General features: G+C 64.4%; 15 protein-coding genes and 1 pseudogene. 9 read left to right on the forward strand and 7 right to left on the reverse strand.

The features are described 5' to 3' along the window. Positions 1-111: 111 nt before the first annotated feature. On the reverse strand, positions 112-1,587 hold the full coding sequence (locus tag PSR88_RS37425; RefSeq protein WP_011599089.1) for an aldehyde dehydrogenase (NADP(+)): 1,476 nt from the start codon (positions 1,585-1,587) through the stop codon (positions 112-114). A 162-nt stretch (positions 1,588-1,749) separates the two neighbouring features. Between PSR88_RS37425 and PSR88_RS37430 the strand changes: the two genes are divergently transcribed. The 9 genes and pseudogenes from PSR88_RS37430 to PSR88_RS37470 form a co-directional block, all read left to right on the forward strand. Continuing rightward, on the forward strand, positions 1,750-2,886 hold the full coding sequence (locus tag PSR88_RS37430; RefSeq protein WP_011599090.1) for a CaiB/BaiF CoA transferase family protein: 1,137 nt from the start codon (positions 1,750-1,752) through the stop codon (positions 2,884-2,886). Positions 2,887-2,935: 49 nt separating this feature from the next. Next, the gene (locus tag PSR88_RS37435) at positions 2,936-4,054 is read left to right on the forward strand and encodes an acyl-CoA dehydrogenase family protein (protein ID WP_011599091.1); all 1,119 of its coding nucleotides are present in this window, start codon (positions 2,936-2,938) and stop codon (positions 4,052-4,054) included. Positions 4,055-4,060: 6 nt separating this feature from the next. After that, on the forward strand, positions 4,061-5,257 hold the full coding sequence (locus tag PSR88_RS37440) for a CaiB/BaiF CoA transferase family protein (RefSeq protein ID WP_016885009.1): 1,197 nt from the start codon (positions 4,061-4,063) through the stop codon (positions 5,255-5,257). Then, a complete protein-coding gene (locus tag PSR88_RS37445) occupies positions 5,254-6,408 on the forward strand; it encodes a zinc-binding dehydrogenase (protein ID WP_011599093.1) in 1,155 nt (384 codons plus the stop codon). The genes PSR88_RS37440 and PSR88_RS37445 overlap by 4 nt, the downstream gene beginning before the upstream one ends. Beyond that, a complete protein-coding gene (locus PSR88_RS37450; protein WP_011599094.1) occupies positions 6,405-7,529 on the forward strand; it encodes a glycoside hydrolase family 88 protein in 1,125 nt (374 codons plus the stop codon). Before PSR88_RS37445 ends, PSR88_RS37450 begins: the two co-directional genes overlap by 4 nt. A 58-nt stretch (positions 7,530-7,587) precedes the next feature. Continuing rightward, the gene (locus PSR88_RS37455) at positions 7,588-8,769 is read left to right on the forward strand and encodes a GAF domain-containing sensor histidine kinase (protein ID WP_016885008.1); all 1,182 of its coding nucleotides are present in this window, start codon (positions 7,588-7,590) and stop codon (positions 8,767-8,769) included. Beyond that, the gene (locus PSR88_RS37460; RefSeq protein ID WP_007296717.1) at positions 8,766-9,404 is read left to right on the forward strand and encodes a response regulator; all 639 of its coding nucleotides are present in this window, start codon (positions 8,766-8,768) and stop codon (positions 9,402-9,404) included. The genes PSR88_RS37455 and PSR88_RS37460 overlap by 4 nt, the downstream gene beginning before the upstream one ends. Before the next feature lie 122 nt (positions 9,405-9,526). Beyond that, positions 9,527-10,846 (forward strand): MFS transporter, encoded by a 1,320-nt coding sequence (locus tag PSR88_RS37465; RefSeq protein ID WP_016885007.1) that lies wholly within the window; start codon positions 9,527-9,529, stop codon positions 10,844-10,846. Positions 10,847-10,974: 128 nt separating this feature from the next. After that, positions 10,975-11,443 (forward strand): annotated as a pseudogene (locus PSR88_RS37470) (Hsp70 family protein); the annotation flags it as partial. 88 nt (positions 11,444-11,531) lie between these two features. Here the strand turns inward: PSR88_RS37470 and PSR88_RS37475 are convergent. Genes PSR88_RS37475 through PSR88_RS37500 form a run of 6 tightly spaced genes read right to left on the reverse strand, consistent with a single transcriptional unit; the run spans position 11,532 to position 15,395 of the window. Then, positions 11,532-12,263, reverse strand: a complete 732-nt coding sequence (locus PSR88_RS37475) for a class II aldolase/adducin family protein (RefSeq protein ID WP_342338962.1) — start codon at positions 12,261-12,263, stop codon at positions 11,532-11,534. Then, positions 12,260-13,501: an NAD(P)/FAD-dependent oxidoreductase gene (locus PSR88_RS37480; RefSeq protein WP_342338963.1), complete on the reverse strand. Its 1,242-nt coding sequence runs from the start codon at positions 13,499-13,501 to the stop codon at positions 12,260-12,262. Before PSR88_RS37480 ends, PSR88_RS37475 begins: the two co-directional genes overlap by 4 nt. Then, the gene (locus PSR88_RS37485; RefSeq protein WP_005256000.1) at positions 13,501-13,695 is read right to left on the reverse strand and encodes a ferredoxin; all 195 of its coding nucleotides are present in this window, start codon (positions 13,693-13,695) and stop codon (positions 13,501-13,503) included. The genes PSR88_RS37480 and PSR88_RS37485 overlap by 1 nt, the downstream gene beginning before the upstream one ends. Positions 13,696-13,732: 37 nt before the next feature. Beyond that, positions 13,733-14,539 (reverse strand): 3-(cis-5,6-dihydroxycyclohexa-1,3-dien-1-yl)propanoate dehydrogenase, encoded by an 807-nt coding sequence (gene hcaB / locus PSR88_RS37490; protein ID WP_342338964.1) that lies wholly within the window; start codon positions 14,537-14,539, stop codon positions 13,733-13,735. Next, on the reverse strand, positions 14,536-14,847 hold the full coding sequence (locus PSR88_RS37495; protein ID WP_342338965.1) for a hypothetical protein: 312 nt from the start codon (positions 14,845-14,847) through the stop codon (positions 14,536-14,538). Before PSR88_RS37495 ends, hcaB begins: the two co-directional genes overlap by 4 nt. Next, positions 14,844-15,395 carry a 3-phenylpropionate/cinnamic acid dioxygenase subunit beta gene (locus tag PSR88_RS37500; protein WP_007297301.1) on the reverse strand — a complete coding sequence of 184 codons (552 nt, stop codon included), beginning with the start codon at positions 15,393-15,395 and terminating at the stop codon, positions 14,844-14,846. Before PSR88_RS37500 ends, PSR88_RS37495 begins: the two co-directional genes overlap by 4 nt. Between the last annotated feature and the right edge of the window lie 67 nt (positions 15,396-15,462).

The following is a 15,462-nucleotide window of genomic DNA, read 5'->3' on the forward strand; positions in this document are numbered from 1 at the left end:
CCGGAAGGGGCTTCCTCGCCGTGGCCGGGCCGTCAGATGGCAGCGGTGAATCGGCAGAGCTCTCTCTTGGGGGCAGCTTGGTGCACCCAGAAAATGCACGGGCCGTGGGCCCTACGACAGATGGCCGTTCACCCGGCGTGGGATACCCCACGGGTTCGCGTCGACGAGTGCGGGAGGCAGATGCGCTTCGTGCACCGATTGGTATGCGACCGGCCGCAGGAACCTCCGAATTGCGGTAGCTCCGACTGACGTGTGAACAGAGTTGGTGGCGGGGTACGGACCACCGTGGTGCTGGGCCCAACTGACGGCGACACCGGTGGGCCATCCGTTCCAGATGACGCGCCCCGCGTAGCGCGCAAGCGCGTCGAGCAGTGCTGCGGCATCGTGGTCATCGTCGGTGCCGTGGACGGTCGCCGTCAGCGTGCCCGGCAGGACAGCCATCGTCGCGTGAAGTTCCGCGACCGATGTGTAAGTCACGATCAATCCGAATGGACCGAAGCACTCTTTGATCAGGGCCTGTGAGTTTCGATGCAACGCCCGAGCGTCGGTCACGCCGATCACCGGGCGGACCGACAGATCGTCCAGATCGCTCTGCTCGGGCGATGACACCGGCCGGACGTCCGGGTGCTCGAGGATCTCCCGGGACACATCGAGGAACGATTGGCGAATTCCTCTGTGCAGCAGACGGAAAGAATCGTCCGCGACCGCAGTTCGGACGAGCCACTCGATCGAACTCTGGTCGGGGACGAACAGAATCCCCGGTTTGGTACAGAACTGACCGGCGCCGAGGAGTAATGATTCGAGGAATTGGCCCGCAATCTTTCCCGACCGTTCCGCAGCCGCAGCAGGTGTCACGAACACCGGGTTGATACTGCCGAGCTCGCCGTAAAACGGGATAGGGTACGGCCGACCGGCTGCCAGGTCTGCAAGAGCCCGGCCACCCGATGTCGAACCGGTGAATCCGACGGCCGTGATGCGCGGATCCTGAACGAGCAGACGTCCGACGTCCGCGCCCTGCACTACCCCGAACGTGCCGTCCGGGGCGCCGCCCGCACGAAGTCCCTCGTCGATCGCCCGCGCGTAGGCGGCGGTCAATCGCGGCTGAGCGGGATGCGCTTTCGCGACGACGGGACAGCCGGCGGCCAATGCGGACGCGGTATCTCCGCCCCCGAGCCCGAACGCGAACGGAAAGTTACTCGCACCGAACACCGCGGCGGGTCCGGTGGGTACAAGCATCCGCCGCAGATCGGGGCGCGGAGCGGGATGCGCGTCCGGATCGGCTGTGTCGATGATGGCCTCCAGCCAGGAGCCCTCTTCGACGACATCGGCGAACATTCGAAGCTGCATCGTGGTTCGCGAGACTTCGCCGCGAAGGCGAGCCTCGGGGAGCGAACTGTCGGCGGCCGCCAGCGGCACCAATTCCGCGCCGTTTGCGTCGAGTGTGTCGGCCATCGACCGCAGAATCTGTGCCCGTCGGCTCGGGTCCGTTCGGGCGAGTGACGTCGCGGCGGTCTCCGCGGCCGAGAGAATCCGCTCGTAATCCTCTGTGGTGGTGTCTGGAAGGGTCTCTATCGCAGTGGTTTCCATTGCTATTCCTGTCGAGTTCGGAGCGTCCCGTGCTGAGGATGTGGGCTTCAGTGTGCGGGAGAACGGGTGTGACGCCATACCTCCACATGGAGATGGTGTGAGTGCAGTCACGACGCCAGGATTGACATCACACGAGGTACCGAATGACTTTGGAGGACGACGATGACCGCAACGACGGGCCCACTTGCGGGGGTTCGGGTACTGGACATGACACGTCTGGCACCCGGACCGTACGCGAGCATGCTGCTCGCGGATCTCGGTGCAGACGTGATCGCGATCGGTGGTGGTCGTTCCGGGCTTCCGGTGCCGGCACTGTCCCGAGGCAAGGAATTCATATCGCTGGATCTCAAGACCGAGGACGGCCGCCAGGCCCTGCGAACGCTCGTCTCGGAAGCTGACGTTTTCATGGAGGGATTCCGGCCCGGTGTTGCGGACAGGCTGGGCGCCGGCTACGCGGAACTGTCGGCCCTCAATCCGGGACTCGTCTACTGCAGCGTAACGGGCTACGGCCAGGGCGGACCGATGGCGCAACGCGCCGGTCACGACATCAACTACCTCGCGATCGGAGGCGCCCTCGGGGTCTTCGGCCCATCGGATCAGCCGCCGGTCCCGCCTTTGAACCTGGTCGCCGACTTCGCGGGGGGTGGGTTGCTGTCGGCTTTCGGCATTCTGGGCGCGTTGTACGACAGGACTCGAACAGGTAAGGGCCGGTATATCGATTCCGCCATGGTCGACGGCGTCCTGTCGATGATGGGAATGAACTTCGTCGATTGGCAGACGCCGACGCTGCCCGGCCGTGGACGTGGCGTACTGGTCGGGTCGATGCCGTTCTATCGGTGCTATCGCTGTTCCGACGGTCGATACGTCGCGGTCGGCGCCCTGGAGGTGGCATTTTTCGAGCGGTTGTGGACCACCCTCAACCTCGGAGCCGTACCGAATCATTTCGACGAGTCCACCTGGGACCTCATCGAGAAGTCGCTGACCGCCGAGTTCGAGAAGAAGACGATGGTGGAGTGGACCGCGGTGTTCGCCGACGTGGATGCGTGCGTAACACCGGTGCTCGAACCGCACGAGCTGTCCACGTTCGACCAGATCGTGGCCAGGGATCCGGGATTCGCACTGGATTCGGTCCCGGTGGTCCCAGTGTTCTCCGGCGGACCGAAACGGCGCATCACCGACACCCGCATCAAGACCGAAGAAGTCCTGCGCCGCGCCGGACTTCCCGAAGATGTCGCCGGCCGTGCCGCCGCGGACGGCGTCCCACCCTCCGTGACGGGTCTGAGCTGGCCACCACTGTGACCGCCGACCCCCGAATCATCACATTCCCCGCAGAAACCAGGAGCAATTCATGAGTATCGAACACCGCGAGTTCCGCGCGAGCGTCCGCAAACTCGCGCAGACCAAGATCGCACCGCATGCCGCCGACGTGGATGACAAGGAGCGATTCCCGTCGGAATCGTGGGCGGCCCTGTGCAGCAACGACCTTCCCGGACTTGCACATCCCGAGAGCCTCGGTGGGAGTGGAGCCGATCTCCTCTCCCAGGTCATCGCAGTGGAGGAAGTCGCAGCATCCTGCGCAAGCTCGGCGCTGGTGATGCTGGTCAACTGGGCGGGCACGTCCACAGTGCTGAGTCAGGGCTCCAACGAGTTGAAGCAACTGGTGGTACCGGGTGTCGCGTCGGGCTCCGCCGGCGCTGCGTGGTGCATGACCGAGCCGCGCGTGGGTTCGGACCTGTCGGCCATCGCGACGACCGCAGTACAGGATGGTTCCGACTGGATTCTGAATGGGCAGAAGCGATTTATCAGTAATGCGCCGTGGGCCGACTGGTACGCGGTCCTGGCGAAGACCGGCGACAAGTCGCTCGGTGTCTTCATCGTGCACAAGGACGATGACGGCGTCAGCTTCGGTGCGCCCGAGAAGAAGATGGGAATGCGCGGCAGTCCGACGGCCGATGTCGTCCTCGACGGATGTCGGCTCCCCGCCGTTCGTGTCGTCAATGATCCCTATAGGGGGTTCCGGTACATCTCCGCGGAACTGAACGTCAGCCGCGCACTCATCGCGGCGCAGGCCCTCGGAATTGCGCAAGGCGCTTTCGATGCCGCCGTCTCGTACACGACGAACCGCGACCAGTTCGGCCAGCCCATTTCGCGCTTCCAGCTTCTGCGGGGCATGGTCGCCGATATGGCCGTCAAGATCGAGTCGGCTCGTTCGCTGCTTTACGACGCGGTCCATCTCATTCAGGACGGGGATCCGGCGGCGCGTGCGAAGGTGGCCATGGCGAAGCTGCTGTGCAGCGACAATGCCATGTCGGTGGCCACCGATGCGCTACAACTGCACGGCGGCTACGGCTATGTTCGTGACTATCCGGTGGAGCGGATGATGCGCGACGCCAAGATCACTCAGATCTATGAGGGCACCAATCAGATTCAGCGACTTCTCATCGCCAAATCGGTTTACGGAAAGTAGGGCGTCGTGCAACACATTCAACAGCAAGCGCTGAGCGGCATCCGAGTACTCGATCTCGGCGAGATCATGCAGGCCCCCATTGCGGCACAGGTTCTCGGCGACCTTGGCGCCGAAGTGATCAAGGTCGAGCGAGGTGTCAATGGAGACATGCTGAGGGGCCTGGATCGCGATTCACTCGAGGCAGGTCGCCCAGGCGCCTACTTCGCCGCGGTCAACCGCAACAAGCGCAGCATCGCACTCAATCTGAAATCTGCTGAGGGGAAAGATATTCTGCATCAGCTGCTCGCGGAGACGGATGTTCTCATCCACAGCTACCGGACCGCGGCGGTCGAACGGCTCGGGTTGACATACGACGACCTGCAGGAGCGTTACCCCAGGCTTGTCTACGGTACCGCGACCGGATTCGGGGAAACCGGACCGTATGCCCACAAGGCCGGCCAGGACATGCTCGCGCAGGCGCTCAGCGGGATGGCGAGGTCGTGCGGCGACCCGTCGATCTCGGCGTACGTGCATCCGGTACCGACGGTCGATTATGCATCGGGTATGGCTCTGGCGCAAGGGATTTTGGCCGCACTGTTCGAACGCGAGCGTTCCGGCCGTGGCCAGAAGGTCAGCGTCAACCTCTTCGATACGGCACTGTCGCTGCAGACCCTCGAAAGTGCCTCGCTGCTCATGGACCGGCGTGAGACCAACTGGGTGACGGATTGGTACAGCGGCATCTTCGAGACGACGGATGGTCTGCTGCTGGTGCTCGGCCTGTTCCGCGACAACCCCCTGCAGCTGGCGTGCAAAGCACTCGGCATCGACGATCTGTCCGTCCAGCCGTCCTTCGCGTCGCCACAGCTCCAGGCTGAGAACAAGGAGGCCGCCAACGCGGTCCTGCGTCCACTGATCGCGCGGCTGAGCACCACCGGGGCGGCGGAACAGTTCGACGGGGTCGACCTGCTGTGCGCACCGCTGCTCACCCTGCAGGAGGCGCTCGATCATCCCCAGACGCGCCACAACGGCACGCTCGTCGACGTCGAGGTCGAGGGTGTGCGGACGACCCGCCTGATCGGCAGTCCCGTCACTTTGTCCCGTACGCCCGCACAGGTACGCCGAGGGGTGCCCTCGGTGGGTGAACATTCCGACGAAATCCTTCGCGAGCTCGGGGTATCCGAGTCACGTGTCCAGACATTGCGCAGCAAGGAAGTGATCCGATGAGTAATGCGACGCAGACGGACCCGGCGAGCCGGACCACCGGCACGGCCACAGCGATGGTGCTCGAAGGGTTCGGGCGGGCCATGGCGCCGAGGACGTTCCCACGCGTGGATCCCGACGCCGGCGCGGTCGTCGTCGACGTGACGCACGCGGGAATCTGTGGAACGGACATCCACCTGCAACAGGGTCGCCTGGCCATTCCGGTGCCGGTCATCCTGGGGCACGAGGCGGTCGGTCGAGTGCACGCCCTCGGCGAGGGTGTCACGACGGACGCGCGTGGCGAGGAGCTTCGCGTCGGAGATGCGGTGTCGTGGGCATCCAACATCCCGTGCGGGCACTGCTACTACTGCGAGGATCAGCAGGAACCGTCACTGTGTGAGACCCGCAAGGTGTACGGCATCAATCAGTCTTCGGCTGACTGGCCCCACCTGTCGGGTGGGTGGTCCGAGCAGATCTACCTCCAGCCCGGCTCGACGATCGTCCGCATCCCGTCCTCGGTGACACCGCAGCAGGTGATCGCTCTCGGCTGTGCCGGACCGACTGCCGTCCACGCGGTGAACAGGATCGCCAAGCCTGACGCAGGCAATGTCGTCGTGGTACAGGGCAGCGGACCGGTCGGACTGGCGTGCGCCATGTACGCCACGCTCGCCGGGGCGGCGAAGGTGATCATCGTCGGCGGACCGGCCAACCGTCTGGAGGTCGCGCGGACGGCCGGCATCGGCGACATCCACATCGACATCTTCGCTGAGACGGATCGAGCGGCCCGCCTGGATCGAATTCTCGCGGAAACGACGGGCGGGCGCGGTGCCGACGTCGTCATCGAGGCCGCCGGTGTACCGACGGCGGTGTCCGAGGGAATCGACATCGCCCGGCGCGGCGGCAAGTACCTCGTCGTCGGCCAGTACACGGACCACGGCACCACGCCGATCAACCCCCACTACATCACGAAGAAGCAGCTGCAGGTGCTGGGAAGCTGGGCGTTCTCCCCGCACAACCACCTCGAATACGTCGAATCGCTACCCCGACTCGCAGCACGGTTCGACCTCGCCTCGATGGTCACCGAGTACCCGCTCGGGAAGGCGGAAGAGGCTATGGGTGACATGCGGGACGGGCGCTCGCTCAAGTCGGTTCTGGTGACCGGAGGTCAGTCGTGACCGGCTCCCGGTACACCGCCGCCATCGAATCGATGCTCGAGCGTATCGACTCGACCGCCAAGCAGAGCAGCGGCAAGTTCCCGCACTACGGTGACCCTGAATCCGGCGAATGGACCACCACTGCCGATGGAAACTGGACGGGCGGATTCTGGGGCGGACTGGCCGCACTCGGCTTCGTGGCGTCCGGTGAGGACCGCCTGTCGCGACTCGCCGACGAGATCACCGAGCAGGTCCTGCCCCGGGAGAGCTCCGATACCGCCTTCCGCGGCTTCCTCTTCTGGTATGGCGCGGCGGTCAACCACCTCGTCACCGGAAGCGCGAGCGCATCCGAGATCGCGCTGGCGGGTGCCCGCGGGCTGCTCGCCAGCTTCAACGATCGAGCGGGCGTGATCCCGCTCGGCGCGGAAGCGGAGGAAGCGGAAGCGGTCGGCGAGGGCGCCGCGAACATCGACGCCGTCCCGGGCACCGTCGCCCTGCTGTCGTGGGCGTCGGCGCAGACCAGCGACCCGCGGTTCCTCGACGCCGCGATCCGCCACGCGGAGCGGCACATCGAGCTCTGCATCCGGGCGGATGGTTCGGTCTGTCAGTCGGCACTGTTCGACACGACCAACGGTGCACTCTTGCGCCGCTACACCCACAAGGGCATGAACGACGACACCACCTGGGGTCGGGCGCAGGCGTGGGCGATGGTGGCGTACGCCCAGGCCGCGCAGTGGGCGTCGCCGTCCTTCCTGCCGACCGCCGTCCGGCTGGCCGACTGGTGGCTGGACCGCACGCCGACTGCCGGAATCGTGTCATGGGACTTCGACGCCGGCACCGGACCGCACGTCCCGATCGACACGTCCGCCACTGCCATCGCCGCTGCCGCGCTGCTCAAGCTCGCCCGACTGGTTCCCGACCGGACCGACTTCCGGGACAGGGCCGTCGCCCACGTGAATGCGCTCCTCGACCACCTCACCCCGACCGGACCGCACGACAGCAGACTGGCAGGGATCCTCATGGACGGTTGCTTCGACAAACGCCGGGACTTCGCTACCCGGAACGAGTTGATCTGGGGCGACTACTTCCTGCTCGAGTGCCTGATCAGCCTGGACGGCCGGTCCGATACTCTGACACTGTGACCCAGCCGACATGAACGGGTTGTCCAACGCCGGGGGGAAGAAAGATCGAGGAAAGCCGGTGTCGGAAAGTACGCATACCGCAGCTCACGAGTTCAAACACTCGGACGTCAGGACGTCCATCCTCGACGACCTCGCGCTCTCGCGTGCCGAACTGCTCGTCCTGACCGACGAAGCATCGGCCATGACCACGGCAGGTCAGCGCATCCGGGAGATCGACGCCTTCGACATGTCGCTCGTCGGGCGCATCGAGGTCGACGGCGCGATGGTTCACCGCAGTTGGCAGGGGACGCAGAGCAACGCTCTGCACCGACTGGTGGTGCCGGAGGGGGTCGGACTCGGCGGAAAGAGCATCATGCTGCAGAAACCTGTTTGGGTCCGGGACTACCTGTCCGACGCCGGAATCACTCACGACTTCGACGCGCTCGTGGCGCAGGAGTCACTGCGAGGAATGCTCGCAGTGCCCATGGTGTACGAAGGTCGTGTCCTCGGTGCCGTGTACGTCGGCACCCGCGAATATTCGTCATTCGGTGATCGAGTCATCGCGGAGATCCAATCGACCGCCGCGACTGCCGCCGTCACTCTCGTCAGCGCGCAGAGGGCCGCAGCCCAGACGGAGCTCGCGATCGAGGCCGAACGGAATCGGCTTGCCGAATCCCTGCACGATTCCGTGAGCCCGGTCCTCTTCCGGATCGGTGCCGAACTGCAGAGTCTGCGTGCACTGGGCGACGCTCAGGCGATCCACGATCGGCTGCAGGAGATCACTGATCAGGTACACGCCGTCAATGCGTCGATTCGCAGGTCGCTGACCGACCTCAGCGCGCGACCCCCCGAGCGGGAACTCCCAGTCGGCATCGAGGAGGACTGCCAGTCGTTCGCGCTTCGGACCGGTATCCCGGCCCGTTTCGTACCGCTGACCGAATCTCCGGATCTCGACGCGAGCCGCGTCGAGGCCCTCCAGCGACTGGTCCGGGAGGCGCTCGTCAACGTCGAAAAGCACGCCGACGCATCCACCGTGGTGGTCAGCCTGTCGGTTCGGTCGGGCAGAGTGACGGTCGTCATCAGCGACGACGGCCGGGGCGTGGACGGGGCCGACGACCCGGCGAGAGGAAGCCAATTGGGGCTCGGGCTGGCCGCAGGACGGCTCGAGCGGCTCGGTGGCGGCATGTCCGTAGTCAGCGACGACGAAAACGGCACCACCGTGCGCGGCTGGGTAGACGCAATCGACGGGTCGGGTGCATGACCGAGCCGTCGAAGACGATCCGCATCCTCGTCGTCGACGATCATCCGATCGTGCGCGGGGGGGTCGAACTTCTCGCGCGAGAGGACGAGAACCTCGAAGTCGTAGGAGGTGCACTGACCGGCGCCGCGGCGGTCGAGCTGGCCCGCACCCTCCCCGTCGACGTCATCCTCCTCGATCTGCGACTTCCCGATATCCCTGCACCCGAACTCATTCCGCGACTACGGCGGGTCGCGCCGCACGCGCGGATACTGCTGTTCACCGCATTCGCCGATCACGGCGCCATCGATCTGTTGATGGAGGCGGGTGCGGACGGATGCCTCGTCAAGGACATCAGCGGGCAGGACTTCGCCACGGCCATTCACCGCGTGTCCGGCGGAATCCGGGTTGTCGACCCAAGACTGGCCGGATCGCGAAGAGTCGTGACATCCGAAGCTCTGTACCGGGCCGGCCTGACTCGCCGCGAGTACGAGGTGCTGCGTTTCGCGGCAATGGGTAACAGCAACCCCGAAATCGCTCAGGAACTGTCCCTTGCGCGGAACACCGTAAAAACCTATTTGCAGAGCGCCATGCAGAAACTGAACGCGCGCAATCGCGTCGAAGCCATTGCGCGTGCCCACGAACTTCGCTTGCTCTGAACGTAATTCGTTCACCAGGCAACATATCCCCACCTCTCCACCTGGAGATGTTGTGTGTCCTGGATCACCCATACATTCGAGCCACAGGAATCATTCCGCAATCGTGGCAACGGAGGCCATACATGTTCACAATGTCCCAAACCTCGAAAGTCGGATTTGCCAGCGGTGTCGGTACGACAGTCGAATGGTACGACTTCTTCATCTACGGCACCGCGGCCGGACTCGTGTTCAACAAGATCTTCTTCCCCGAGTTCGACTCCCTGATCGGCACTTTGCTCGCCTTCGCCACGTTCTCCGCCGCCTTCGTTGCGCGTCCGATCGGCGGAGTGGTGTTCGGCCACTTCGGTGACCGGATCGGACGGAAGTCGATGCTCGTCATCACCCTGACCATCATGGGCTTCACCACCCTCGGAGTCGGGCTGCTCCCGAGCTACCAGTCCATCGGCGTCGCCGCGCCGATCATTCTCGTGACCCTGCGCTTCGTGCAGGGCCTCGCGCTCGGTGGCGAGATCGGCGGGGCGATTCTCATGGCCGTCGAACACGCGCCCGCCGGCAAACGCGGCTACTACGGCAGCTGGGTGCAGATGGGGGTGCCGGCGGGATTGATGTTGGGCAACACAGTCTTCCTGTTTATGGCCGGACTTTCCCCCGAAGCGTTCGAATCCTGGGGTTGGCGAATTCCCTTCCTGATCGGGGGTGCGTTCGTCGCGATCGGCCTCTTCGTCCGACTGCACGTCGGCGAAAGCCCGAACTTCGATCGCGTCAAGAAGAACGCAAAGTTGGAGAAGCTGCCCATCGGGGTGGTCCTTCGCCACTACCCCAAGCAGGTCCTCCTGACCTGTGGTGCTTACTTCGCCATCGGGGTCACCTTCTACGGCACCACGGTATTCGGTCTCAGCTACGGCGTCGCGCAGGTCGGCTACACGCGGAACCAGATGCTGACACTCGTCCTCGTCGCCATGGCGGTCACGTTCGTCGCGCTGCCGTTCTTCGGCAAACTGTCTGACTCCTACGGCAGGAAGCCGGTGTTCCTGGCAGGAGTCGTCGCAATGCTGCTGTTCACCTTTCCGTGGTTCTGGCTGGTGAACAGCGGATCCTTCCTGCTGGCGATGGTCGGGTTCGTGTCGTTCTGTCTCGCCTTCTCGACCTCCTACGGCCCGCTCGCAGCCTTCTTCGCCGAAGCCTTCGACACCCGCATCCGCTACACCGGAATCTCCTTCGGATACACGATCGGCACCCTTGCCTCGAGCGCTCCCGCGCCAATCGTCGCCACGTACCTGCTGGATCGCACCGGATCCTACGGCGCCGTCGCGCTGTTCATGGTCGCAATGTGCGCCATCTCCGTCGTCTGCGTGATCGCCATGCGGGAGACCTACCAGCAAGATCTGTCCGACAACGACGAAGCCGCGGGACAGGAGCGGTTGTCACCGACTTCCACGTAGGCGGCTTCGCCGCCCGTGCGCCCCTTTTACTGACTTCTCCGTGGGTCGGGTCGAGTAACTGTGGTCACCCCCGAGGCTGAGTGTCGCGAGCGCGATAACCGGTCTCGGGGGCGTGGGGCCCGCAGTGTCAGCAGACCCATCAACCCGTACTGGTCTTCGACCTCGGCGGCGGCACCTTCGATGTGGGCCTGCTCGACGTCGGCGAGGGAGTGGTCGAGGTCCGTTCCACGGCCGGCGACTCCCACCTCGGCGGCGACGACTTCGACCGACGCCTGGTGGACTACCTCGCCGACGAATTCCAGCGTGCGGAGAATATCGATCTGCGCAAGGATGCGCGGGCGTTGCAGCGCCTCTTCGAGGCCGCGGAGAAAGCCAAGGTCGAGTTGTCCTCGGTGACACAGGCCCAGGTCAACTTGCCCTTCGTCACCGCTGACGCGAACGGTCCAAGCACCTCACCACCACGATCATGCGACGAAGTTCGAGGATCTGACGGCGGATCTGGTGGAACGCTGCCTCGACCCCGTGAAGCAGGCGATGAGTGACGCCAAGGTCACCGCCAACGACATCGACGAGGTGATCCTGGTCGGTGGTTCGACGCCCCCGTGTTTAGACGCCGCACTCGTAGGGAATCAACACGCACGTGTCTCAAGTAGGTTGACAATTACCGTCGGTACCCACGATTGGCCTATACCGTCGCTGCGCGTGCGACCTCGTGTCGCCAGACTGCGCCGGTGTTGAAGTTGGCGCCCAGGTCGGGAAGATCCTCCCAATCGGCGTCGTCGATGTCGACGAGCGTGCCACCCGCGCTCACGACAGCCAAGGACATGCGCGCCAGCTCTTCCAGGCTGGCGGCCTGCAGAACCGACTGTTGCACCGACGACGCGACGGAGGTGATGCCATGTCCGCGGCAGATGACGACGGGTCGATCGCCCATCGCCGTCACCATTTCCTTGCCGAGTTGGGTGCTATGAATCAACACTGCGCGGCGGTACACCGGCACCCCACCCCGCGCGAGAACTGCACCGGGGATGTCGTAGGCCCCGTAGATGGGCCGCAGCGAGATACCCGCTAGGTCGGCTGCAACAATCGACGGGGGGTGCAGGTGCGCTACAGCTCGGATGTCCGGCGAGGCCCGCATCGATTCGACGTGAACGGGCAACTCCTTGGGTACCTGATAGCCGTTGTCGAGTTCACCTGGAGCGCCGGCTGTTCCGTCGAACCGTACGAGTCGAATGTCGGACGGGCGTGTATAGGCCACGCCGGTGTCGTCTGCACTGCGACACCTGATGAGCAGAAGGTCAGGGGAGACTCTGAAGCTGATGTGGCCCAGGATGCCCTCCATCAAACCCCGGGCAGCGGCAACCCTGCACGCCTCGGCTACGACGACCCGTGCACCCTCGATATCTTTCTCGTTCACGTGGTTTCCTTGACCGTGGTGCGGGCTGATACCGTCATTGCCTCGAGACGTGCCGCAAACTCGGCATATTCGACCCCGAGTGCGATCGCTTTGCGGGCGGTGACAAGCGCTTTCGGCCAGTTGACGACGACGACCCCGGTCAGTTTGCCGTTCTCGTCGGGGTAGCAGACCGCGAATCGAGCCTTGTTCGTCACCTCGCCGATGACAGTGTGCGTCGACGAGCCCGCCAGTCCGACCGTCTGTATCTTCCAGTCGTACTGATCACTCCAGACGTATTCGACCGGTTCGTGGCGTATCTTCTCGTCCGGGCGAGCGATGTTCCGGGCGACCACGACGGCTTGCTCCACCGCGTTCGTCCAGTGCTCGAGCCGGGTCGAGCCGCCGCGTCGGGTGTTGTCGAACCGGCACACGTCGCCGACTGCGTAGATGTTGTCGTGACCGATTGCACGGCAGTACACGTCACACACCACACCATTGCTCACCTCGAGACCGGAGGACTCGAGCCAGTCGTCGTTCGGTATCGCCCCGATTCCGACGACCACCGTGTCGGCGGCGAGCGTCGACCCGTCGGACAAGCCGATCGCGAAGGACCTGTGCTCACCGTGCACGGACTCGACACCGACCCCGAATCTGGTGTCGACGCCGCGACACCGATGGAGGTCGATGAACAGCTCGCCGATCTCCGCACCCATCACGCGTGCCATGGGCACGGGTTCTGGATCCACCAGCGTCACGCGTATCCCGAGTTCGACCGCGGTTGCCGCGGTCTCCGCGCCGATGAAGCCGCCGCCGATAATGACGAGGTGGTCGGTGGTGCCGAGATGGCGTCGTAGTGCGCGGGCGTCCGCGGCTGTTCGTATCACGTGTAGGCCGTTCGGCGTTCCCCATGGTGACGGTCGGGCGCGAGCGCCGGTGGCGAGCACCAGGTTGTCGAATGCGACCCTCGTACCGTCTGCGAGTTCGACATCCTGGTTTGCCGTGCTCAGCCGTATGGCTGGTTGGCCCAACCGAAGCTCGAGATCGAGTTCCCGAGCCTGTTCGGTGGTCAACAACGTAATCTCGGCCATCGTAGAGTCACCTGCCAGGATCGACTTCGACAATGGCGGCTTGTCATAGGGCAGTTCGCCTTCGGCACCGATGAGAACGATGGCGCCCGGATACCCTTCCGACCGCAGTGCCTGTGCAGTTCGGACACCACCGATCGATGCGCCGACGATGACCGTGGTCGATTCCGGCATCAGTCTTCGATCCAGAGCGCGGAGACCGGGCAGGAGCGGGCAGCACTGTCGACGCGTCCCCGTTCCGATTCGGGGACCTCCACACTCAACAGTTCGACGACACCGTCGTCGTCGATGTCGAAGTAGTCGTCGGCAGCGACGACGCAATTGGCATATCCCTGACATGCACCAAGATTCGCTTTGACGACAGCCATCGCGGTTTCCTCTCTTTCCGAACTGGTCGAACTCGTATCAGCGGGTCGAAGGTTTGGGGGCTCCGATTCCGAAGCCGCCGTCGGGATGCGTCGCGCCTGCGGTGATTCCTCGGGATCTGTCGGAAGCGAAGAAGACGAAGCTCCACGCGTGGTCCTCACCTGAGAGGGCCACGTTGAGCGGTGTCCGCGCCGCCAACTCGCGTGCACGATTCGGATTGTCGTCGAGTCGATCGGCGTCGCGGCCCAGGCTCGCCAACCCGCGCAGGTCGGTGTTCAACGTGCCGCCTGGGGCGACTCCGTTGACGCGAATATCTGGGGCGAGCTCGTAGGCCAGGGTGGTGACCAGCCCGCGTACGGCAAATTTGGATGACACGTAGAGCACTCCGCCTCGTCCGGGATAGAACGACGAGGCCGACTCCGCCAGCACGATCGACGATCCGCGGTGCTTGCGGAGCTCCGGTACGGCGGCCTTGACCGAGTGCATGTGGCTGAGCACGTTGGTTCGGAAGATCTCGTCGAACGCCACGTCGAGTGTGTCCGTGGGGATGTCCTCTATGCCCTGGTAGAAGTCGAAGATCCCGACACAGTTGACCAGTGTGTCGAGCCCTCCGAACTCGGCGACCGCAGCCGCGACGGCAGCGTCGTTGTCCGCCGCGCGTGTGGCGTCACCTTCGATGACCGGTACCTGGGGTAGGTGTTCGCGCAGCACTCGACACTTGTTCGGGTCACGCTCGAGTACCGCGACGCACGCGCCTTCGGCGAGGAACGCATCGACGACTGCTCGCCCGATCCCCGATCCCCCGCCAACGACGAGTGCCCGCTTGCCGTCGAGCCAGCCAGTCATTCGTTGTCTCCCTCTGCGATCAACGGAGCAAACATGTTTCCCACCATCGCGGCGAAGGTGGCCGGGTTCTGCCAGGTCAGCGCCTCGAGTTCCAGCGGGTCCACACAGACCCACTGTCCGGACTTCGGGGCGTGCACCAGCAGACGTACGCCGTTGCGGGTCGCCACCTTGTGCACGTTGACCTCGGCGAATTCGTTGGCGATGGTCAGCGGATCACCGACGGCACCAGCCAGGAGCTGCGCGAACTCGTCTGTGGCACGGCGCGCGGCGCGTGCGTCCTGCTCCTCGCCTTCCCACTGCAAGCTCATAGGAACACCGCGAGATTCTGCATCCGCATCACGGACTCGTCGACAAAGATGGTGCGTCGTGCGAGCTTCCATTCGTCACCGACGCGCCTGAGCAGATCCTCGCGTCCACACGAGACGAGTGCCGACTCATTGACATCGCCTCTGCTGCGGAACAGCAATTCGGCGCTTTCGACGACGAGGTGGTCCTCGGCGTCGGTGAGGAAGGTCCGGATGTTGGTGATGTAGTGGCGCAGTCGTGACGGGGGATCCTCGGTCCACGCGTGCTCGGTGACGAACCGCGCGACCCGCCGGCTGAGCGAATACTTGTTCTCATCGAAATGTGCCATTCCTGGTGAGGTGTCGAATCCCGAGTTGAGCGCCGTGGTTACCCGAACCGGCATGAGGTAGTGGATATCGTCGGTGATGTTGTCGAGCCAGGTTTGGTATTCCTGTGCGTCGAGCAGATATGCCTCGTCGATCAAGAATTGGTGCGCGTCCAGGTGCCGTCGATCGTCGAATCGCAGCGGAGTTCCGGTGCGCGTGACGCGCGATGCATGGTCGCCCAGCACGGCTTGTTCCGAATAGGTCGAGCCTTCACCGACGCGGCTGTAACCGGTATTGGTAGCGCGCACAGAG

It is taken from the genome of Rhodococcus sp. DK176 (genome assembly GCF_038447315.2).
Classification (GTDB): Bacteria; Actinomycetota; Actinomycetes; order Mycobacteriales; family Mycobacteriaceae; genus Rhodococcus_F; species Rhodococcus_F jostii_A.

Excerpts from the sequence above, each read along its gene's own strand:
- PSR88_RS37445 (WP_011599093.1), top strand. The coding sequence starts at position 5,254 with ATGAGTAATGCGACGCAGACGGACCCGGCGAGCCGGACCACCGGCACG.
- hcaB (WP_342338964.1), bottom strand. The coding sequence starts at position 14,539 with ATGACTGGCTGGCTCGACGGCAAGCGGGCACTCGTCGTTGGCGGGGGA.
- PSR88_RS37430 (WP_011599090.1), top strand. The coding sequence starts at position 1,750 with ATGACCGCAACGACGGGCCCACTTGCGGGGGTTCGGGTACTGGACATG.
- PSR88_RS37465 (WP_016885007.1), top strand. The coding sequence starts at position 9,527 with ATGTTCACAATGTCCCAAACCTCGAAAGTCGGATTTGCCAGCGGTGTC.
- PSR88_RS37480 (WP_342338963.1), bottom strand. The coding sequence starts at position 13,501 with ATGCCGGAATCGACCACGGTCATCGTCGGCGCATCGATCGGTGGTGTC.
- PSR88_RS37460 (WP_007296717.1), top strand. The coding sequence starts at position 8,766 with ATGACCGAGCCGTCGAAGACGATCCGCATCCTCGTCGTCGACGATCAT.
- PSR88_RS37485 (WP_005256000.1), bottom strand. The coding sequence starts at position 13,695 with ATGGCTGTCGTCAAAGCGAATCTTGGTGCATGTCAGGGATATGCCAAT.
- PSR88_RS37495 (WP_342338965.1), bottom strand. The coding sequence starts at position 14,847 with ATGAGCTTGCAGTGGGAAGGCGAGGAGCAGGACGCACGCGCCGCGCGC.
- PSR88_RS37425 (WP_011599089.1), bottom strand. The coding sequence starts at position 1,587 with ATGGAAACCACTGCGATAGAGACCCTTCCAGACACCACCACAGAGGAT.
- PSR88_RS37435 (WP_011599091.1), top strand. The coding sequence starts at position 2,936 with ATGAGTATCGAACACCGCGAGTTCCGCGCGAGCGTCCGCAAACTCGCG.